The 21,724-nt window shown below is 35.3% G+C and carries 15 protein-coding genes; 8 read left to right on the top strand and 7 right to left on the bottom strand.

Annotation, left to right across the window (positions count from 1 at the left end; translation table 11 throughout):
- Positions 1 to 351 precede the first annotated feature (351 nt).
- Genes glmS through NBT05_RS06730 form a run of 3 tightly spaced genes read right to left on the bottom strand, consistent with a single transcriptional unit; the run spans position 352 to position 4,829 of the window.
- Positions 352 to 2,199 (bottom strand): glutamine--fructose-6-phosphate transaminase (isomerizing), encoded by a 1,848-nt coding sequence (gene glmS / locus NBT05_RS06740; protein WP_265772729.1) that lies wholly within the window; start codon positions 2,197 to 2,199, stop codon positions 352 to 354.
- Positions 2,200 to 2,236: 37 nt separating this feature from the next.
- Positions 2,237 to 4,006, bottom strand: a complete 1,770-nt coding sequence (locus NBT05_RS06735) for a DUF4270 family protein (RefSeq protein ID WP_265772728.1) — start codon at positions 4,004 to 4,006, stop codon at positions 2,237 to 2,239.
- Positions 4,007 to 4,019: 13 nt separating this feature from the next.
- A complete protein-coding gene (locus tag NBT05_RS06730; protein ID WP_265772727.1) occupies positions 4,020 to 4,829 on the bottom strand; it encodes a glycogen/starch synthase in 810 nt (269 codons plus the stop codon).
- A gap of 107 nt (positions 4,830 to 4,936) precedes the next feature.
- Between NBT05_RS06730 and panC the strand changes: the two genes are divergently transcribed.
- From panC to radA, 5 genes are read left to right on the top strand one after another with little or no spacing between them, the layout of a single operon-like run.
- Entirely contained in the window at positions 4,937 to 5,785 is an 849-nt protein-coding gene (gene panC, locus NBT05_RS06725) for a pantoate--beta-alanine ligase (RefSeq protein WP_265772726.1), read from the top strand.
- 19 nt (positions 5,786 to 5,804) lie between these two features.
- Positions 5,805 to 6,155, top strand: a complete 351-nt coding sequence (panD, locus tag NBT05_RS06720) for an aspartate 1-decarboxylase (protein ID WP_265772725.1) — start codon at positions 5,805 to 5,807, stop codon at positions 6,153 to 6,155.
- Positions 6,156 to 6,204: 49 nt separating this feature from the next.
- Complete coding sequence (locus NBT05_RS06715) at positions 6,205 to 7,125, top strand: lysylphosphatidylglycerol synthase transmembrane domain-containing protein (RefSeq protein ID WP_265772724.1); 921 nt, start codon at positions 6,205 to 6,207, stop codon at positions 7,123 to 7,125.
- A gap of 45 nt (positions 7,126 to 7,170) precedes the next feature.
- On the top strand, positions 7,171 to 8,316 hold the full coding sequence (locus NBT05_RS06710; RefSeq protein ID WP_265772723.1) for an alpha/beta hydrolase: 1,146 nt from the start codon (positions 7,171 to 7,173) through the stop codon (positions 8,314 to 8,316).
- Positions 8,317 to 8,348: 32 nt separating this feature from the next.
- Entirely contained in the window at positions 8,349 to 9,713 is a 1,365-nt protein-coding gene (radA, locus tag NBT05_RS06705) for a DNA repair protein RadA (protein ID WP_265772722.1), read from the top strand.
- 24 nt (positions 9,714 to 9,737) lie between these two features.
- On the opposite strand, the gene NBT05_RS06700 is transcribed toward radA, so the two are convergent.
- Positions 9,738 to 10,769, bottom strand: coding sequence for an aldo/keto reductase (locus tag NBT05_RS06700; RefSeq protein WP_265772721.1), 1,032 nt, complete (start codon positions 10,767 to 10,769; stop codon positions 9,738 to 9,740).
- A gap of 774 nt (positions 10,770 to 11,543) precedes the next feature.
- On the opposite strand from NBT05_RS06700, the gene NBT05_RS06695 reads away from it, so the two are divergent.
- Both NBT05_RS06695 and NBT05_RS06690 read left to right on the top strand, forming a co-directional pair.
- Positions 11,544 to 11,753 carry a hypothetical protein gene (locus NBT05_RS06695; protein WP_265772720.1) on the top strand — a complete coding sequence of 70 codons (210 nt, stop codon included), beginning with the start codon at positions 11,544 to 11,546 and terminating at the stop codon, positions 11,751 to 11,753.
- 372 nt (positions 11,754 to 12,125) lie between these two features.
- The gene (locus tag NBT05_RS06690; protein ID WP_265772719.1) at positions 12,126 to 12,530 is read left to right on the top strand and encodes a hypothetical protein; all 405 of its coding nucleotides are present in this window, start codon (positions 12,126 to 12,128) and stop codon (positions 12,528 to 12,530) included.
- A gap of 54 nt (positions 12,531 to 12,584) precedes the next feature.
- Here NBT05_RS06690 and NBT05_RS06685 read toward each other — a convergent pair whose 3' ends face one another.
- Positions 12,585 to 13,346 (bottom strand): exodeoxyribonuclease III, encoded by a 762-nt coding sequence (locus NBT05_RS06685; protein ID WP_265772718.1) that lies wholly within the window; start codon positions 13,344 to 13,346, stop codon positions 12,585 to 12,587.
- Between the two features lie 205 nt (positions 13,347 to 13,551).
- Here NBT05_RS06685 and NBT05_RS06680 point away from each other — a divergent pair, with 205 nt between their 5' ends.
- Positions 13,552 to 16,968 (top strand): hypothetical protein, encoded by a 3,417-nt coding sequence (locus NBT05_RS06680; protein WP_265772717.1) that lies wholly within the window; start codon positions 13,552 to 13,554, stop codon positions 16,966 to 16,968.
- A 14-nt stretch (positions 16,969 to 16,982) separates the two neighbouring features.
- Here the strand turns inward: NBT05_RS06680 and NBT05_RS06675 are convergent, their stop codons facing one another.
- Together NBT05_RS06675 and NBT05_RS06670 are read right to left on the bottom strand one after the other, a co-directional pair.
- Positions 16,983 to 20,003 (bottom strand): GEVED domain-containing protein, encoded by a 3,021-nt coding sequence (locus NBT05_RS06675; RefSeq protein WP_265772716.1) that lies wholly within the window; start codon positions 20,001 to 20,003, stop codon positions 16,983 to 16,985.
- A 151-nt stretch (positions 20,004 to 20,154) separates the two neighbouring features.
- On the bottom strand, positions 20,155 to 21,693 hold the full coding sequence (locus tag NBT05_RS06670; protein WP_265772715.1) for a glycine--tRNA ligase: 1,539 nt from the start codon (positions 21,691 to 21,693) through the stop codon (positions 20,155 to 20,157).
- Between the last annotated feature and the right edge of the window lie 31 nt (positions 21,694 to 21,724).

Genomic DNA, 21,724 nt, shown 5'->3' with positions numbered 1-21,724 from the left:
TATAAGAACATCAGATTAGTTTTAACAATCGCCTTTGAACACAAATCTTTTATCATAATATAGTAGAGATATTGCTATAAAAATTCGCTGCAATTAAATCTGAATAACATAAGACTATACCTAAGGTTTTATGAACCTGCTTTGCATATTACTATTGGGATGGTATTCACGTATAAGTCCAATATTATATGAAATTAAATGACACCAAAAAATAAAGTCTGTAACTATGGTGAATAAAGTTAAAAGTGCTTAGAAAGCCATTGAAATCCTATAAATTATAAAACCTTGAAAATTTGCTTACGATAAGAAATTCTCAAGGTTGTTAAAATTATTTTGTACTAGCTAAACTTATTACTCTACCGTTACAGACTTCGCTAAGTTTCTTGGTTGATCGACATTCTTATTTAACATCACTGCAATATGATACGATAATAATTGTAGTGGTATGGTAGTTAATAATGGAGTTAGAAATTCCAAGGTTTCCGGAATTTCAATAACGTGATCTGCTAATTCTCTAACCGCAGTATCTCCTTTAGTTACAATCCCTATTATTTTTCCTTTTCGGGATTTAATTTCCTGGATATTACTTACTACCTTTTCATAATGCCCTTTTTTAGTAGCAATAACAACTACCGGCATTTGTTCATCAATCAAGGCAATAGGTCCATGTTTCATTTCTGCAGCAGGATAACCTTCGGCATGAATGTATGAAATTTCTTTTAGTTTTAAGGCACCTTCCAGAGCTACCGGAAAGTTATACCCTCTACCTAAATAAAGTGCGTTTTTTGCATCTTTATACGTATAAGCAATCTTTTGTATATGTTCATTTGAAGCTAGGGCTTCAACAACTTTTTCAGGAATAAGTTCTAGTTCTTGTAAATATAAATAGAAATCACTATTGGTAATGGTTCCTTTACGCTCTGCAAGTTTTAGAGCTATCAATGAAAGTATGGTAATCTGAGTAGTAAAAGCTTTGGTAGATGCTACACCGATCTCCGGTCCGGCATGGGTATAAGCACCTGCATGTGTTTCACGAGAGATGGATGACCCTACTACATTGCATACTCCAAAAACAAAAGCCCCTCTCTTTTTAGCTAATTTAATAGCAGCCATGGTATCTGCCGTTTCTCCACTTTGAGAAATAGCAATCACCACATCGTCCTGGTGTATCACCGGATTCCGATACCTAAATTCGGAGGCGTATTCTACCTCAACCGGAATACGGACTAATTCTTCAAAAATGTATTCTGCTACTAATCCCGCATGCCAGGAAGTACCACAAGCAATAATAATAATACGCTTAGCATTTAAAAACTTAGCCAGGTTATCATCAATACCCGCCATACGGATAATTCCTTCTTTAGACAACATACGGCCCCGGTAAGTGTCACTGATAGCATCCGGTTGTTCATAAATCTCCTTAAGCATAAAGTGGTCATACCCGCTTTTTTCAATCTGTTCGAGATTTATCTGAAGTTCCTGGACATAAGGTTGCACTAAACTATCATCTTGAATTTTACGAATTTTCACCCCTTTTTTTCTTCGTACAATTGCCATCTCTCCATCTTCTAAATAGATCGCATTATTAGTGAATTCAATAAAAGGAGAAGCATCTGAGGCAATAAAAAACTCATCTTCTCCTACTCCAATAGCTAATGGACTACCTAATCTTGCCACTACAATTTCATCCGGCTTATTTTTATCAAAAACGGCAATGGCATATGCTCCAATTGTTTGATTTAAAGCTATTTGAACTGCTTTCCCCAGTTTAACATTTTCATTGGTTTTTACATCTTCAATCAGGTTAATTAAAACTTCAGTATCTGTTTCTGAGGTAAAAGTATATCCCCGATTAGTTAGTTCTTTTCGTAAGGAATCATAATTTTCTATAATTCCGTTGTGAATTATGACCAGGTTCCCGGAGTTTGAATAATGCGGGTGAGAATTTACATTATTAGGCACACCATGAGTTGCCCAACGTGTATGCCCAATACCTATTGTACCTTTTGTATCAATTTCATTTTCTAACTTACTCTCAAGATCAGCAACCTTCCCCTTTGTTTTAGAAAGTTTAATATTCTCTCCATCGTATAAAGCGATTCCTGCGGAATCATATCCGCGATATTCTAATCTTTTTAAACCCTTCAATACAATAGGATAAGCATCTCGGTGTCCTATATATCCAACGATTCCACACATATGTCTTGATTTTAGTTAGTTGCTTGTAGTTGTTTTTTTATTCCCTGATTGACTGCGAATAAGAGATAATCAATTCTAAACGTTTATCTTCTGGTACTTCTTGTGTATTTCCGTATAAAATAGTTCCTTCCGGAGAGATTACTGAAGTAGCAGTAATAATTCGTTCACTGTTTTTAACCTCTCGGGGAGTTAAAGGTCCACATACGATACCACGGTCAACATCATTAATACTTTCTCTAGATACATCTTGCGAAACGGCAATACCTAATGTGCTTAGGTTCTCATTCCCCAGTAGTACGTTATTTAAATAATTAGTAAGATTAACATCATAGAAGACACCATTACCATTGTTGTCTCTTTCTAAAGGTGGTAGATGATTTTCGACATTAGGAAACTGTAGGGCTATATCATTACAGAAATCAGTTAGTCGAGCCCCTGTTTCCAGATCAAAAATAAAAATCCTTTCTGGCTCTAGTAATGTATCCTGCCCTCTTAAAGCATCCTGATTTACATAAAAGCGTAACTTAGCATCATTAATGATCCAATTTTGACTTTGTAAAAATTCTATTTCCGGAATGGAGTTAGCTAGATTCTCAGTGGTAATTTGAAAATTTCCATTTTCATCCAAAACTGCATTTTCATTTTCATCTACAATAATCCTATCAGATAATAATTCAATTGTTGCATAAGAACCTTTGCCCCCCTTTAAAAATAAATTAGCATCTCCATCTACCACGTTAGCATCAGGAATAGTAAAGCTTGGTTTTTCTTGTATACCATTTATATTATTACCGTTGAAACGTAATGATATTGTTTTTGGAGCACCTATCGAATCTTTAGACTCTCTTTTAAATACTTCCGTAAAATAAAAGTTAAGACTCGCGTTACTAGTATTAATTGCAAAAAGAACATCTTTATTATCACTTTTCTTTTCAAAATCTACATACAGTCCTCTAAAGAAATTTAGAAAATTATTTCGGTTATTAGGACTTGGAAAATTAACATCTTCTTTTAGAAAAAATTCATTAAACTTTAAAGTATCCAGATGTACATATAAACCCGGGGTTAAAAAGGTGAGGCTTGGAAGTAAGTCCTCATCATTATCATCTGGCAATAAATTAGCAATTGCTTCTGTAGACACTAAAAAGTCATTTTTTTCTTTAAACTGTCTGGTTGAATCTTCTCTATTTACTATTACTTCAAATGTAGAAATGGGTTCAAACTTTAAACTACTTTCAAATTCTATTAGATCATTTGAAAAATAAGCACGTCTGTCTCCTATCTGACCATTCTCATTCTGTTGCGGGTCAAAATTACTTAAGAAATAATTAGATCGATAAATGTTTAACCCAAAAACAGCAGTATTATCTCCGTATCCTATAGTCAAATCATATTCAGCCGGACTATTTTCAGCAGTATTTGCCGGTTCAGTAACCCTACTGAAATAAGGAAGGTATAGTACTACACTATCAAAAGTTTTAACGTTATCAAAGTCAAAAGTAAGGGGTAGTGTAGAATTTGGATCTGTAGAAAGAGGAAGCGCCACCTGTCCTAAAAAATCATACTCCAATGCTCCATAGGTAGGATCATTATAAGTTCCTAACGAATAATAAGGCAACCCGTTTGTTTGTACTTCACCTACATCAATAGTATAAGCAAGGGGTTTACTAATATATGTCCTGTTTTCAAAACCAATACCATTAATTACTTCACTCCCCACCGAATTGAAATCTTCATCACAGGAAATAATTAGTAACGAAAATAACGTTACCACTCCAATAAAAACCCTTATTGTGTTATGCTTCATTTATTGTTTTAATTTAAACCAATACTTCTGTCTGGTAGAAAGCTTCGTATGCAGAGGCAAATTCGTCCATTCCTTTATACTCTAATACGGGTTGTGAGACCGTACTTAAGTAACTACTTAATTCTTTAGGAATTTCAGGAGATGCAATAATAGTTGCATCAGAATTGTCGATAGCAACTTTCATTAAATTGCTATAAGTAGGCTCCTTTAAATTTGAGATTAAATCATCTTCAATTCCGTCAAATTTTACCTTTTCCATCATTTTGTTGTCCAACGCACCCTCAAATCCAGTGTTATACACAGAAGTTACAATTTTACTATGATTAAATAATGGTTCATTTGCATAATAGTTTCGTAGATATAGAGGCAATAACCCTGCCAACCATCCATGTACATGAATAACATCCGGAGACCAGTTCAGTTTTTTAACGGTTTCAATAACCCCTTTTGCAAAAAATATAGCTCTTTCATCGTTATCCGGAAATAAATTTCCTTCTTCGTCCGTAAGTGTAGCTTTTCTTTTAAAGTAATCCTCGTTATCAATAAAGTATACCTGCATTCGCTCCTTTGGGATAGATGCCACTTTAATAATTAGTGGCATATCCAGATCATTGATAACCAAATTCATTCCGGAAAGTCGTATCACTTCGTGTAATTGATGCCTTCGCTCATTAATATTACCATAACGTGGCATAAATATCCGAATTTGTCCTCCCTTACTATTCACCATACGCGGCGCTTCAAACGACATTGAAGAAATTTCCGTTTCCGGTAAATAAGGTATTACTTCTGATGATACATACAATATCCTCTTATCTTTCATAAAATCAATACTTTTTCTTCCCTTAAGAATAAATTTTTGCAAAATTACGAAAATTTATGCAGTCTCATAGTAATATCTTATTTTTGCTCGCCGCTAAAAATTCTCTTATGAATTTATGTCAGAAAAGACAGGAGATAGAAGTTGTTGTTGCAGATGTCAAAGAAAAAGGTAAAACCATAGGTTTTGTACCTACTATGGGAGCTCTACATGTGGGTCATCTTAGTCTTATTAAAAAATCATTAGCCGAAAATGATTACACCATTGTGAGTATTTTTGTAAATCCTACTCAATTTAATAATCCGGACGATTTACAAAACTACCCTAGAACATTGACTACTGACATGGAATTATTAGCTACATTAGATAAGGACATTATAGTATTTGCACCGGATAGCAAAGAACTTTATCAGGATAAGGTAACCTCTTTTAAATATGATTTTGGTAACCTGGCGACGCAGATGGAAGGGCGTTTCCGTCCCGGACATTTTGAGGGCGTAGCTACCGTATTGCAACTCTTTTTTAAATTAATACTACCGGACAAGGCTTATTTCGGAGAAAAGGACTTTCAACAACTGATTATTATCAAAAAGCTGGTAGCACTTAAAAATCTTTCGGTTACTATTATCGGTTGCCCTATTTACAGAGAGGCTTCCGGATTGGCATATAGTTCGAGAAACAGCAGGCTGACCCCGGTACAAAAAAAAGAAGCAGCTTTTATCTATCAAGTACTCATAGAAGTTAAAGCAAAATTTGGCATAAAAAGTGCATTAGAAATATCAGAATGGGTACAAAAACAATTTGAAAAAAATCAATATCTGTCATTAGAGTATTTTCAGCTATGTGACACAGAAACTTTGCAACCTGTATCTCATATAGCCGAAAATAAAAAGTATAGGGCATTTATTGCCGCTTATGCCGGAGAAGTTCGACTTATTGATAATATGGCCCTTAATTAAATATTGTAACTTTGTTGATATGTATGTACATGTAGTTAAATCTAAAATTCACCGGGTAAAGGTTACCGGAGCTGAACTTAATTATATTGGTAGTATTACCATTGATGAAGATTTAATGGATGCGGCAAATATAATCGAAGGAGAAAAAGTTCAAATTGTAAACAATAACAATGGTGAGCGCCTTGAAACCTATGCAATACCCGGACCGAGAAAAAGTGGAGAGATTACTTTAAACGGAGCAGCTGCCCGAAAAGTAGCTAAAGGGGATGTACTTATTCTTATTACCTATGCAATGATGGAACTGGAAGAAGCAAAGAAATTCAGACCGGCACTTTTATTTCCGAATGAAGAAAATAATTTACTAAATTAAAAGCTTGCACCCGCACTTTAAAAAGACACTTAAAATCATACTCCCAATCTTGTTGGGAGTTTTTTTAATTTGGTATTCTATCTACTCGGCTACACCCGAAGAGCGTCAGACGACCCTACGTTATATTTCTCAAGCAGATCCCATATGGGTAATCCTATCCATTTTATTAGGTTTATTATCACATATATTACGTGCCTATCGTTGGAAATTTTTATTAGATCCGTTGGATTATAATATCAAACTATCAAACAGCTTTATGGCAATCATGGCAGGTTATCTTTCTAATTTAGGTATTCCACGGTCAGGAGAAGTATTACGGGCTGGTCTCGCTACCACCTATGAGAAGATACCGTTTCAGAAGGCTTTTGGCACCATTATTTCAGAACGCTTAGTGGATTTGCTTTTATTAATTGTAGTTGTCATCTCCACCTTATTATTAGAATCTGGTAAACTATACGAATATTTGGGTGACACCCTTACCAGTCCGGTTCAAACTTTATTTATTCTACTAGCCATTATTGGTATAGGAATCCTACTGCTTCGTGTATTTAAAAACTCTTCAAATACTTTTGTACAGAAGATTCGTTCTTTTGGCGAAGGCTTATTGGAAGGAATACGAAGTATTTTTAAAATGAAGAAAAAAGTGCTGTTTATCACCTACAGTGTTTTGATCTGGGCACTCTATATCATTATGTTTGATGTAGTTCGCTATACGGTTCCGGCTACAGCAGATTTACATCTAGGTGCTATGCTGGTAGCTTTTGTAGCCGGCACCCTGGCCTATTCCACCACTAATGGCGGCATCGGAGCTTATCCTTTGGCGATCGGATATGCATTACTATTGTATGGAGTGGAAGAATCTGCCGGAAAGGCCTTCGGGTGGATATTGTGGAGTGCACAAACGGCACTAACCTTATTAATAGGTGCATTATCCTTCTTGTTTCTGCCTATTTTAAACAAAGTCGAATAAAATATTTTATATATTGCTATCTATTTAACTGAAATATTACTACTTATGAAAAATTATATTTTTGTATTTGTACTTTCTTTTGTTGCTTTTGCCCAGGCGCAAGTAAAGTACGAAACATTTAGGTCTATAAAAATGGACCAGAGTCGTGATCTAAAAATTCAACTCCCTAGAAACTACGAAAAAAACGAGGATAAAATGTATCCGATTATTGTAGTGCTGGATGCAGATTACCTTTTTGAACCGGTAGCTGGTAATGTGGATTATTTTTCTTATTGGGAAGATATGCCAGAGGCCATTGTAGTAGGTGTTTTACAGAATAAAACCCGACAAGAAGATGGCAGGTACGATCAGGCTTCTTATTTACCAGAAGGTAAAGGTGCTGATTTTTATGAATTTATAGCTCAGGAGTTACTGCCTTATATTAATGATTCTTATCGAACAGCGCAAATGCGGATGATTATCGGACACGATTATACCAGTAATTTTATTAACTACTTTTTATTTAAAGAAGACCCTATCTTTCAGGCCTATATTAATTTAAGTCCTGAATTAGCACCTACCATGGACGAACGTATTACAAATGCGCTAACCAGTATTAATAAGGATATCTGGTACTATGTGGCAACAGCTACAGAAGATACCGGAGCTATTAATAAACAACTGACAGAATTAGATACACAATTACAAACTATAGAAAATCCCACTTTAAATTATGGGTTTGATAATTTTGAAGGTTCTTCACATTACACCTTAGTAGCAAGAGCAATTCCAAGGGCTTTTGAATTTATTTTTGCAAAATACCGTCCTATTAGCAAAAAAATCTACCAGGAAGAGATTTTACCCTTAGAAACTTCACCGTATGAATTTCTTACGGATTTATACGATATGGTCGAAGAACTATATGGAGTAAAAAGACAAATACGGATGAATGATTTTATGGCTATTGCTACGGCAATCCAGAAAAAAGAACTATGGGAGGATATGGAACCTTTGGGTAGGCTTGCTATCAAGGAACATCCGCAAAGCATGTTGGGTTATTATTTTCTTGGTTTTGGCTACGAGCAATTAGGTGAACCCAGAAAGGCCCTTAAGGCATACGAGAGCGGATTCTCTCTGGACGAAGCTGTTTTTCTGACTAAAGATTATATGCTGGATAAAGTCAATAAAATAAAAGAAGATTTTGGATATTAGCCTTATTAGAAAGAGTAACTTTCATTAATTATATGGCTAAAGTAAAAACCGTTTTTTATTGTCAAAACTGCGGAGCACAATATGCAAAATGGCAAGGTCAGTGCACCGCTTGTAAAGAATGGAATACCATAGCAGAAGAGGTCGTTCAGAAACCGGATCAAAAAGATTGGAAAACCGGGTCAAAACAACATCAACCTAAAGTAGTTCTTCCGCTAAAGGTTTCTGAGATCGATACGAGTAAAGAGGCTCGCTATAAAACCTATGATACGGAACTGAATAATGTGCTGGGTGGAGGTATTGTACCCGGATCGTTAATATTGTTAGGTGGAGAGCCAGGCATTGGAAAAAGTACATTGCTCTTACAAATTAGTCTTAACCTGCCCTATCGCACATTATACGTATCCGGGGAAGAAAGTCAGAAGCAAATTAAAATGCGTGCCGAACGTATTACCGGTAAAACAGACAACTGCTTTATCCTAACGGAAACTAAGACACAAAATATCTTTAAACAGGTTGAAAAGGTAGATCCGGATATTGTCGTGATTGATTCAATTCAGACTTTACATAGCGATTATGTAGAAAGTAGCCCGGGTAGCATTTCTCAGATTAGGGAATGTACCTCAGAGCTGATTAAATTTGCTAAGGAATCATCAATCCCGGTGTTACTCATTGGTCATATTACAAAAGACGGTGCTATTGCCGGTCCTAAAATTCTGGAACATATGGTAGATACGGTCTTACAATTTGAAGGAGACCGTAACCATGTCTATCGTATTTTAAGAGCAAATAAGAACAGATTCGGATCAACGGCAGAATTAGGTATTTACGAGATGTTGGGTAGCGGATTAAGGGAAGTTAGCAATCCTAGCGAAATCTTAATTTCAAAAAAAGAAGAAGAACTAAGTGGTACTGCGATTGCAACAACTTTAGAAGGACTCCGCCCCTTATTAATTGAAATACAGGCTTTAGTGAGTACCGCCGTATACGGCACCCCACAGCGAAGTGCTACCGGGTATAACGTCAAAAGATTAAATATGATCCTGGCAGTGTTAGAAAAAAGGGCAGGTTTTCGATTAGGGGCCAAAGATGTTTTTCTAAATATTACAGGAGGCATTCATATTGATGATACCGCCATTGACCTTGCTGTAGTAGCAGCTATTTTATCATCAAATGAAGACATTCCTATTCCTAAAGACTATTGTTTTGCAGCCGAAGTCGGGTTGGCTGGTGAAATAAGACCAGTGACCCGTATTGATCAGCGTATCCAGGAATCTGACAAACTAGGTTTTTCTACTATTTTCATTTCTAAGTACAGTAAAGTAAGTAAAGAAAACTATATTATTAAAATTCAAAAAGTAGCAAAAATAGAAGATGTGGTTGCTTTTCTATTTAGTTGACAAACAGATGTTTGCTGTAAGTTATTAAGGAGCAGGATTTGGAATTTTTTCATGAACCTTGTCAATAGCTTTTAGCGTATCATCGGATAAGGTAACGTTGATACTATTAATATTTTCAGTCAACTGTTCCATTTTAGTTGCCCCGATAATAGTGCTGGTCACAAAAGCTTGCTGATTTACAAAGGCTAAAGAAAGATCTGTTAAAGATAATCCGGCATCTTTGGCAATCTCCAGGTATTTATGAGTAGCCTTGAAACTGTTTTCATTCATATACCGATTATAATTTGGAAACAACTCATACCGTGAACCTTTAGGGGTTCCTTCTAAATATTTTCCGGAGAGCATACCAAAACCTAAAGGAGAGTACGCTAAATAACCTACATTTTCTCGGTGCAGCACTTCAGTTATACCAATTTCATCCTTACGGTTTAATAAACTGTAAGGGTTTTGTACAGAAACTATTCTAGACATTCCATTCCTAGATTCTTCTACATACCGCATCAGTCCGTAAGCAGATTCATTAGAAACTCCGATATGGCGTATTTTCCCATCGTCTATAAAGGACTGTAGATCCAATAAAATTTGGTTAAAATTATCTTTCCACTCTTCGCTTTCATTGTGTTGATACCCTTTTTTTCCGAAATAATTGGTTTGCCTTTCCGGCCAATGTAATTGATAAAGGTCTATATAGTCTGTTTGCAACCTTTTTAAGCTTTTTTCAATCGCATCTGATAATTCCTCTTTTTTATATCCCCCGGTTCTGATATGCTTGGTAAATTCTGCCGGGCCTGCAATTTTACTAGCTAACACACATTGATCCCTATTTTTATTCTTTTGAAACCAGGTACCAATAATTTCTTCGGTTTTACCTTGTGTTTCCTTAGTAGAAGGTACCGCATATAATTCTGCCGTATCTACAAAATTAACACCTTGGTCGAATGCGTATTTCAATTGCTCATGACCATCTTCTTCCGTGTTTTGCCGACCCCAGGTCATGGTACCTAAACATATCTTACTTACTTTAATTGTAGTTCCAGGTAAAACTGTGTATTTCATATAGCTAATAAAGAATGCTAAATTATAAACTAGAATAAATTAAACTGTAAACATTATCATAATTGTAAGCTTACACCTCTATTCTAAAAGTACATTCTAACATATCAGATTATTCACCAAAAACATATAAATATTATTGATTTACATATGTATACAATTTTATACGCACAGTTTAATGATTAATAAGAAAATACGTTAAAAATACCGGATTATTATTACTTCAAAAGCACATATAAAAGAATTTAATAATTAATATCTATATTTATTATAAATAGTAACTATTATTTTGGACAGCCCCTAGTGCTAAATATCTATTGTTACATATATATACTATTACCAAGCCAGATTTTATATGAAGTCTTTTACAGTAATGTAGTCTTATAAAAGGGTACAGCAATTTTAAATTATTATTGAAATCCGTTATTTTACTTTATACTTTATAGGCTTACTAATTAGTGCTCAATTTCTACAGTATGTATCATATTTCTACAGATAATAATACTTTTTAAAAATTTAAAAATATATATTTATCTCATTATCAAATGATTAGTTTTATAAACCCTTTTTGGAACGGTTATTATTATTAATTGTTTGTAAAAATTTTATATAGTACACAAACTCGTATATATCATATTTACAATACAAACTAATTAACCAAACAGTTATAAGCTTCCTAAAACTAAGGAAGCTTATTTTTTTTTACAAACATCTACTTTTATATATAGAATATGAATAATATATATTATTTTTATTGAATAATTAATTGCTTAGTTTATGTTGAATAAATACTATAAAAATTTATCAGAAGAAGATAAAAATATCGCTATCACACGGATTACTGCCAGGACCAAGTTTTTAGATACTATAATAAAGCAAGCTTTAGAAAATAAAAACCCGCTTATTGAAATTGAAAACGGACAGGTTGTTATCAATCGTAATTCTTACAGTCATTTATTAAAAGAAGCTGAAAAACTATCTCAATAGCATAATTATCTTTAACGTTACAAAAAAGAAAATTAGATAATTTAGTCAATTTTCTAACAACTTTAATTTCAGTGATTTTATCAATTCTTATGATCACTTTATACTTTTTTAAAATTTATAAACTCCTTTACTATTTACTAACATTTCTTATTAATAAGTCTTAAACCTGCTTTTTAATCGTTAAAACTTTTCTTTAGTCGATATTCTAATCGTTTTATTTGGCATACTTTTTGGAAAATGATAAGAAAAAGTATTATTTTGAACTTTGAATTTTCAAATGGGATAATACTAAATGTATTTTTATTCCGTTAAGGAATACGTGAAATCAAATACGTAGTTTTGATACAATTAAACTGATAACACCCAAATATTATGAAAAAAACTTTTCTACTCCTATTCATGATTGGTTTTGGATTTACTATCCAGGCACAAGAAGACTGGAAAAAACTACCTGAAATCTATAAAGATATTTATGGTTTAGCAACAGAATTAAACAGAGAGACCGATAAGGTTACGGCACAAAGTAGCATTATCTCTATTGCCACTGATAAAGGTACTGTTTCCTTAGAAGAACGTCTGGACAAGACAAAGCCAGCAGAACTTAAATTTTATCAGTATTACCTATTAACTTCGGAAGGAAAGCAAATTCATCTTCAAAAAATGAATGCAAAGCGAGTATTAGAAAGTTTTCAGGTTAAACTATTACAGGTTAAAGATCAACTACGAGAAAATCAAGACGGCGATGTGGAAGACATCTTAAATAGTCTTTTTAACTAAAAGAAACTATTTTAATTTATATTTAAAAGATTGTTGTTTTACAGCAATCTTTTTTTATTCTAATTCCACCAGGATTGGGCAGTGATCACTATGCTTGGCTTCTGATAAGATCAAAGCTCTTTGCAACCTGTCTTCTAATGAATGAGCTACCATAGCATAATCTAACCGCCAACCTTTATTATTATTTCGGGCGTTAGCCCGGTAACTCCACCATGAATACTGATGTGGTTCCTGACTAAAATGCCGAAAAGAATCGATAAATCCACTATTAATAAAATTACCAATCCATTCTCGTTCTACTGGTAAAAACCCAGAAACATTTTTTAAGCGAACCGGGTCATGGATGTCTATAGCTTCATGGCAAATATTATAATCCCCACAAACAATTAGGTTTGGGATTTCTTTTTTTAAATTATCTATATAATCTTGAAAATCTGCCATGTAAGTAAGTTTGAAATCCAATCGATCCATATTGGTCCCACTAGGTAAGTACATGCTCATTACAGAGATATCTTCAAAATCTACCCTTATATTACGGCCTTCAGTATCCATATATTCGATTCCGGTACCATAAACGACATTTTTAGGTTCTTCCTTACATAAAATGGCTACCCCGCTATATCCTTTTTTTTGTGCACTATACCAGTAAGTATATGGATATCCTGCTTCTTTAAAAAGGCTAAGATCCAATTGATCCTGGGTAGCTTTAATTTCTTGTAAACAAAGGATATCCGGATTCGCCTGTCGTAACCAGGTTAAGAAATCTTTACGTAAAGCTGCTCTAATCCCGTTAACATTGTATGAAATAATTTTCATTTCAGTATCTTTAAAAAGCTAAGATATAGAACTATTATTAATATCCTCTACAGCACGTTTTAATTAAGTCCGTATCAGATTATAGTCATTACTCTTATTAGATATAATTCTAAAGGGCTTATGACGTTATATAAGACTGACCTTACCTAAAAGGTAAAAGCTTATTTATAAAGAAAAAGAAAATAAAAGTCCTAGTTTTGTAACAATGTACCGATTGCAGTATGTTTTTATACTTTTTGTTTGCAATACAAGCCTGCTATTTTCGCAGAGCCTGCCGGGTACTATACAACATAAAAAAGTCCGAATACAGGATACCATAGTTATTGATTCGGTAAGTATTAACCCTTTTAGGTTTACCGTACGTACTATAAATAAGAATAAAGTGGATGCTTCTGAGTATCAGGTAAACTTTGAAGAAGCGCAATTATACCCTGACAATACTTTGTTAAAAAGTGAAGATAGTTTGCTTATCGAGTATGTGCGATATCCTGATTTTTTAACTAAGAAATACCAATTACTAGATCCTAAAATTATCGTAAATAGTAAAAATGGTAAAAAACAACGCTATCAACTTTCACAACCTTCCTTATCCAAGAATTTCACCCCATTTGACGGGCTTAATACTTCCGGGAGTTTATCGAGGGGACTTACGGTAGGCAATGGGCAGAATACCGTCTTAAATTCTGAATTAGACCTTCAGATTACCGGTAAAATTAGTGAAAATGTCTCTATTCGCGCTTCTATACAGGATGCTAACGTACCGGTACAGCAGGGGGGGTATTCTCAAAACCTGGATGAATTCGATCAGGTTTTTATTGAAATATTCAATGATAAGTGGAACCTAAGGGCAGGTGACGTTATTCTTCAAAATTCGGATAGTTATTTTAACCGATTTACAAAAAATGTTCAGGGAGTTTCTATTGCCGGTACCATTGATCATGAAAATAGTAAAACTGGTGTTTTTGCCGCTGGAGCCTTAGTCCGCGGAGTATTTACCCGTAGCCAGTTTATTGCTCAGGAAGGCAATCAGGGTCCTTACAAATTAACCGGTCCCAACGGTGAACTTTTCGTTTTAATCGTCTCCGGTAGTGAACGCGTATATGTAAATGGAATTTTATTAGAACGCGGAGAAAATAAACAATACATCATAGATTATAACGCAGGAGAGGTTCGCTTTAACCCGACATATCCTATAACTTCCGAAATGCGAATCTCTATAGAATATCAAACTACTGATAGAAACTATTCTCGTATTATTGCTTACGGCGGAGGAAGCCATACCACTGAAAAATTAAATCTGGAAGCTTTTGTATATTCCGAAAATGATGCGAAGAACCAGCCTTTACAACAAAACCTATCGGATGAACAGATTGGCATTCTGGCTGAAGCAGGAGATGATATGTCTCAAATGATTGCTCCTTCATCCGTTGCAGATACGTTTAGTGAAAATAAAATTTTATACCGGAAAGAAATTAGGGATAATACCGAAATCTTTGTATTTGCAGAAACTCCACAAGAAGATTTGTTTAATGTTCGTTTTACCCTGGTAGGAGAAAATCAGGGGAATTATATCCTTGAAAATCTTACCGCTATCCGTAGGATTTATAGATATGTGTCACCGATAAACGGGGTTCCTCAGGGATCTTATGCTCCGGTGGTGCGCTTGGTCGCTCCCGAACGTTTACAAACCGCAGTGGTAAAAGGCAGTTATCAACCCACAGAAAACACCAGTATTGCCTTTGAAACTGCCGGCAGCAGGAATGACCGAAACTTATTTTCGGATACTGATGACGGGGATAACAATGGATTTGCAGGCAAATTACAACTACAACACCGATTGATTCAAAAAGATAGTAGCTGGACACTCGATACTAATACAAACCTGGATTACATAGATAACCGGTTTCAAAGTATTGAACGTATCTACGCCGTTGAATTTAATCGGGATTGGAACTTACCCGAGCTTACTACAGGGGATCAGCAGTTTATAACTTCCGGCTTCAACTTATTTCATCCGAAAATTGGTGCTACGCAATATGCATTTCAATACCTGGACTTTAAAGATAGTTACAGCGGTAATCGACATTTGGTTACTTCTGATTTACAATGGAAGAATTTTACTTTTGAACTAAACACTAGTGTTCTTAATAGCAATAGTAGCGTTTTAAATTCTACCTTTTTTAGATGGTATAGCGGACTTACTTATAATTTTAAAAATAAATGGATAGGTACCCGAATAGCAGCCGAAGACAACCAGGAAATAGAAAAACAAACCGATATTTTTACTCCACTTTCACAAAAATTTGTATCTCAGGAATATTTTATGGGTATCGGAGATAGTTTAAAAGTATATGCTAAAGTAGGATACAGACATCGGGTGAATGACAGTTTACGAAATAATTCTTTGCAAAGGGTGAATACTTCTTCAAACTATTACCTGCAATCCAGGCCCATTGCTTCAAAAAACACGCAATTATCACTGTATGCCAACTACCGCGAACTCAACAGCAAAGATGAAAATACGTCAGATGAAAAAACACTTACTTCAAGAGTATTATACAACCAACAGCTATTTCAAAACAAAGTCAACCTGAATACCCTGTTTGAGACCAGTAGCGGTACTTTACCCCAGCAAGAGTTTACCTATGTAGAGGTAGAACCGGGCCAGGGAACCTTTACCTGGATTGATTACAACAATAATAATCTCCAGGAGTTGAATGAATTTGAAATAGCGCAATTTACCGATCAGGCAACTTATTTACGTGTACTGTTACCCAACCAGATTTTTATTAAAACCAATCAAAATAAGTTCAGTCAGATTGTAACGCTCTCCCCTATTTCCTGGTCCGGTAGTAAAAATAAATTCAGGAAGTTTCTATCGCATTTTTACAATCAAACCACCTATCTGATTGACAGAAGAAACTTAAGGAACACTAATAGCTTTAAAATCAACCTATTTTCAAATGATGATGAGTTATCCCTACTCTCCAGTTTTAGAAATACACTCTTCTTTAACCGTGGAAAACAACATTTTACCACGAATTATACGTATCTGGCTTCCGAAAATAAAAACGAATTAATTACCGGCTCCCAGGAGAATAGTACTAAAAGCCACGAACTCGTATTTCAACATAAAATCCAGGAGTCTTGGGTGCTGGAAAATAGGGTTCAACAAATTGAAACCATAAGCGCAGCAGAAAATTTTGACAATAGAAATTATACTTTATCCGGTATAGTGCTAGCACCCAAAATATCATACCTCCTATCTGATCAGAATCGTTTTAGTTTATTTTATCAGCTAGATGATCAGGATAATACGGACGGACAGGAACAATTAAAACAACAAACATTAGGAGCCTCATTCACTTTTGCTAAGAAGCAAAAATCTTCAATAACCGGAGAATTTAATTATATAGATAATAACTTTGAAGGTAATGCTTTTTCACCGGTAGGTTATCAATTGCTGGACGGTCTGCAACCCGGAGTTAATTTTACCTGGTCTTTATTAATCCAACAAAAACTAACCAAATATTTGGATTTAAATATATCATATCTGGGTCGTAATAGTGAAAATTCACGTACTATTCATACCGGTACCGTTCAATTACGAGCCTTTTTCTAAATTATTATAAAAAATTACGGTACAATAAATTTTGCTGTTCTACCGGTAGTATTACTACCAATCTGAACAAAATAAATTGCAGATTGAACATATGACATATCCAGGTCATATTCAAAAATACCTGAATTTTTAGTAATTACATTAGAATGAATTATTTGACCGGACAAGTCATAAATATTAATAGGAAGGCTTTCATCTGCATTAAAATCACTCATAGTAAAGGTAAATTGATCATTATCTCCACTTACCACTACAATATCTGAGTCTTCTACCCGTTCACTAATTTTTACAAAATAATCATGAGTGGTTCCAAAGGTAATTTCAGCGCAAGGATCATTTAACTTAGTAACTCCCCCGGAGTTTTGAGTATCAGCCCCTCTGATACGCATACGATGTTGCCCTACGGGGGCATCTGCACTAACTTCAAATTTATATTTTTGATCTTCAAAATTTGATTTGATTACCTGATTACTTAAGACAAGTTCATCTTCCTCATAAACCGTATTATCATCATAATCAATCCATATGGAAAAACGTTGAGATTCTTCTGATACAAAACCTGTTTGTATGGTTAACACATACTCTTCAGTTTTTGCAATATCTATGATTAGGTTAGGAAACCTTTCATATCCGTCATTACAAGGTATATCCCTATTTACCACATTAGACAATTCAAAAGAAATAATTCCATCCTGACTTTGCGAACAATTAGAGGTAGGATTACATTGCTCATGAAGTACCTCTTCTATAACCAGGTCGTTATTTAAATTCTGATCGTTTGACAGTATAGTTCCGGACTCCACTATATAAGTTCTAAAATCCGAAAAATCAAAAGTTTGACTGAACGTAAAAAATTGTGAGCTTTGTCCTTCCAGAACATCATTATATCGTTCTGTAATTCGAGTACCATTATCTACTACATAGTACACTTCAAAACCGGATTGTGCTTTACCCCCGTAGTTTTTAATATTAACCATAACCGGTTCGTCGATTGCTAGTCCTGTACCGGTTTTAGGATTGATTATCGCTGCAACTCCTACATCATCAGCTGGTAAATTAAAGATAACCGCACTGGTACAATCATTAATTGGAGTAGCATCACTTGCCAAATCCGTTTGCACTTCAATCATAAACTCCCTTTCTGCGCTAAAATCTTCTTGTTTAGCAAAAGTAAAATTTGCTTCGTTTCCCGGAGAAATCGTACCGCTGAAAATTTCAGTAACTACGGGACCTCCATTGATACTGTACTGTACCGGAAAATTACTTGCGGCTACTTCGCCGAAGTTTTTAATTCGAACCTTTACACTTTCAGTACTTTCAAAAGTACTGGTTACCGGACCATCAATAGCAATAACTCCTATATCATTACCTATTGCCGTAGCCACTTTAAATACCCCAACGTAATCTCTCATATTAGTCCCGGTTGCTTCCGGGTATTCTGATATGAACCAGAAAGTGTTTTGGTCAATCGGATCTACGGTAAGATGTGAATAATCACCATAACGCTCTTTTCCCTGACTGACTCCGGTACCATTCTTTATCGTTTGTTCAGCAAAGGTCATCATTCCCGGAGGGTCATCTACTAACCGTCCGGTATAATGAAGAGAAATAAAGCTATCTCTATCCGCACCATCCTGAACCGTACCCACACTAGAATACCCCATCCCGATGTTTCCGTAAATATCCATGGCCATACTCGCACACCAGGCACTCTTTCCACCCGGAGCAGCGTATGTCCCTTCTTGATTCACGTACCAGGGGGCGTTATCGCCATCTTGACGTAACTCATACCAACGTATTCCGGATACATGATCCAGTTCATTACCTGAACTGTTAACTCTATTGTCTATATCTACTGCAAAATTAAATACTACGGAGTTGTAACCACAGAACCTTCTATAGTTTAATACCTGCATAATAGCACCTTGTAACGCATCTTTATCTTCTCCACCACCTCCTGGTTGTGGTAGATTGAGAGTACTTCCGGAACTAAAAGTAGCATCAAAAGCAGAAATATCTCCACCGCTCACACTTAATTCCTGATCCTCTGCAATAAAAGAATTAGAAGGGGTGTCCCAATCCACACCTAACGACCAAAGTTTTATCTTATCTTCACTTACCCCATCCCACGAATCGTCTTGATAATATACAATATGACCTAATCCTCTTGGGGGCAATACGGTGCCAATAGCATTAAACGCTAAAGGTGAGTAAAATCCGTTAGTTAAGGCTCCGGGTAAAGCAAATCCCTGTATACCAGCGGTATCTTCGCCTACTAACATTTTATCTCTTTCCAGAACAAATACAACTTCATTAACTGACGGACTGTTTTGATTCTTATTAGCGGTAATATAATAACCATCAGACCAAACTGAAAATTTAGGATAATCAGGAAAAGAATCCACTTCATACCGATACGTATACCAACCATCAGTTACCGGGTTTGACCCCTGACATACTGCAATTAAAAACCCAAAAGGTCCTGCGCCCTGCGAAAAAGCACCAAAGAACTGGGTAATTACAAACCTGTCTGCAAAATTATCGTAGAACACAATTGGGTCACCATCGTTTTCACCTTCAAAAATATTTTCTAACGAAATTGATTGTTGTAATACATTGCCGGACTTATCGTGAATACTGAAAGCCGAATTTCTTGCACTTACATAATGGTTAGGTCCTACTGCACCCGTAGGGTCTGATGGAGATGCCTCTCTTGCATCTGCTTCAAAAGTAAGAATAGGAGCTGCAAGTGCTTTAGTTCCTTTAAAACTTTTTTGTTTTAACAGTAGTGGATCCATACCTTTCGGCAATCCTTTACCAGGTATGGTTTTATTTTTAATCCTTAATCTAGGTGCCCCTCCCTGAGGTTTTTCAGAAGCTGGAATCAAGTTTTTTTTACTTCGTAGAGCATTTACCGGTTTCATCGGTTTTGAGACGCCTGTAAAAGTACTGGGCAGGCGCTGCTTCTTGTCCTGAGAAAATCCGGCAAACGTGCATATTAAAAGAGCAACAAGTAAAATTTTTCTCGATAGCATTTACTCAAAGTTTTGGTAAAAGAGGCTTACTAAAATACAATTATTCACGGAATTTTATAAGCCGTTTTTAGAATACTTTAAATTATATTTGATTTTATAACATATTATTTAAAAAAATAGTATGTAACTCTCAATATTTTAAGAATAACGCTTATCTTTTTAACCAATGTTTAACAGCTACCTTTTCCTGTACTTTTAGTTTGATTTCATTAATAGGTATTCGTTCCTGTTGCATCGTATCCCGATCTCTAACGGTCACCTGATTATCAGTTAAGGTATCATGATCAATAGTAAAACAAAGGGGAGTCCCATTAGCATCCTGTCTGCGATACCTTCTGCCAATAGCATCTTTTTCATCATAAGTGATATTAAAATCCCATTTTAAGTCATCAAAAATGGTATTGGCCACCTCCGGTAACCCGTCTTTTTTGACTAGAGGAAGAATCGCTGCTTTTACCGGGGCAACTACCGCCGGTAATTTTAAAACCGTACGGATAGATCCGTCTTCCAATTGTTCATCCATCAGGGATTTTGAAAATACCGCCAGGAACAAACGATCCAGCCCTACTGAAGTTTCTACAACATAAGGTACATAATTCTCCTTTTTTTCAGGATCAAAAAACTGCAGTTTCTTACCTGAGTGTTCTTCATGTGCTTTTAAATCAAAATCCGTTCTGGAGTGTATTCCTTCTAATTCTTTAAAACCAAAAGGAAAATTAAATTCGATATCTGCCGCTGCATTTGCATAGTGCGCTAATTTATCATGATCGTGATAACGGTAGTTTTCTTTACCTAGACCTAAGGATAAATGCCAGTTAAGACGGGTTTGTTTCCAATACTCATACCATTTCATTTCTTCTCCCGGTTGGACAAAGTATTGCATTTCCATTTGTTCAAACTCTCGCATCCTAAAGATAAACTGGCGTGCAACAATTTCATTACGGAATGCTTTTCCGGTTTGTGCAATCCCAAACGGAATTTTCATACGACCGGTTTTCTGAACATTTAAAAAGTTAACAAAAATTCCCTGTGCAGTTTCAGGACGCAAATATAAATCTGTAGCATTTTCTGCAGAAGCGCCTAACTTAGTGCCAAACATCAGGTTAAACTGCCGCACATCCGTCCATTCTTTAGAGCCTGTTTCAGGATCTGCAATCCCAAGTTCCTCAATCAATGCCTTTACATCTGCCAGGTCTTCTTTTTCTAAGGATTGCCCCATCCTTTTTAAAATAGCCTTTTTTTCTTCCAGATATTTAACTACCCTGGGGTTTGTAGCTATAAATTGTGCTTCATCAAAAGAATCTCCAAAACGTTTTTTAGCTTTAGTTATCTCTTTATTTGCCTTTTGCTGTAGTTTTTCGGCATAATCTTCAATTAGTACATCTGCACGATACCTTTTTTTTGAAGTTTTATTATCGATCAGCGGATCATTAAAAGCATCTACATGACCGGAAGCTTTCCAGGTAGTGGGATGCATTAAAATAGCAGCGTCCAGTCCGACAATATTTTGGTGCATTTGTACCATGCTCTGCCACCAGTAATCTCTAAGGTTTTTCTTAAGCTCTACACCATTATGCCCATAATCGTATACGGCACTTAACCCATCATAAATTTCACTGGAACTAAAAATATATCCATACTCCTTCGCATGGGAAATTACTTTTTTAAAGATATCTTCTTGTTTTGCCATGCCGCAAAAATAAGTCTATAATAAACTTAAA

This window comes from Aquimarina sp. ERC-38 (assembly GCF_026222555.1).
Lineage (GTDB): Bacteria > Bacteroidota > Bacteroidia > Flavobacteriales > Flavobacteriaceae > Aquimarina.
This window is presented reverse-complemented; position numbering and strand designations above follow the sequence as displayed.

Bases quoted from the DNA above. Each gene is read 5' to 3' on its own strand.
- glmS (WP_265772729.1), bottom strand. From the start codon at position 2,199: ATGTGTGGAATCGTTGGATATATAGGACACCGAGATGCTTATCCTATT.
- NBT05_RS06735 (WP_265772728.1), bottom strand. From the start codon at position 4,006: ATGAAGCATAACACAATAAGGGTTTTTATTGGAGTGGTAACGTTATTT.
- NBT05_RS06730 (WP_265772727.1), bottom strand. From the start codon at position 4,829: ATGAAAGATAAGAGGATATTGTATGTATCATCAGAAGTAATACCTTAT.
- panC (WP_265772726.1), top strand. From the start codon at position 4,937: ATGAATTTATGTCAGAAAAGACAGGAGATAGAAGTTGTTGTTGCAGAT.
- panD (WP_265772725.1), top strand. From the start codon at position 5,805: ATGTATGTACATGTAGTTAAATCTAAAATTCACCGGGTAAAGGTTACC.
- NBT05_RS06710 (WP_265772723.1), top strand. From the start codon at position 7,171: ATGAAAAATTATATTTTTGTATTTGTACTTTCTTTTGTTGCTTTTGCC.
- radA (WP_265772722.1), top strand. From the start codon at position 8,349: ATGGCTAAAGTAAAAACCGTTTTTTATTGTCAAAACTGCGGAGCACAA.
- NBT05_RS06700 (WP_265772721.1), bottom strand. From the start codon at position 10,769: ATGAAATACACAGTTTTACCTGGAACTACAATTAAAGTAAGTAAGATA.
- NBT05_RS06695 (WP_265772720.1), top strand. From the start codon at position 11,544: ATGTTGAATAAATACTATAAAAATTTATCAGAAGAAGATAAAAATATC.
- NBT05_RS06690 (WP_265772719.1), top strand. From the start codon at position 12,126: ATGAAAAAAACTTTTCTACTCCTATTCATGATTGGTTTTGGATTTACT.
- NBT05_RS06685 (WP_265772718.1), bottom strand. From the start codon at position 13,346: ATGAAAATTATTTCATACAATGTTAACGGGATTAGAGCAGCTTTACGT.
- NBT05_RS06680 (WP_265772717.1), top strand. From the start codon at position 13,552: ATGTACCGATTGCAGTATGTTTTTATACTTTTTGTTTGCAATACAAGC.
- NBT05_RS06675 (WP_265772716.1), bottom strand. From the start codon at position 20,003: ATGCTATCGAGAAAAATTTTACTTGTTGCTCTTTTAATATGCACGTTT.
- NBT05_RS06670 (WP_265772715.1), bottom strand. From the start codon at position 21,693: ATGGCAAAACAAGAAGATATCTTTAAAAAAGTAATTTCCCATGCGAAG.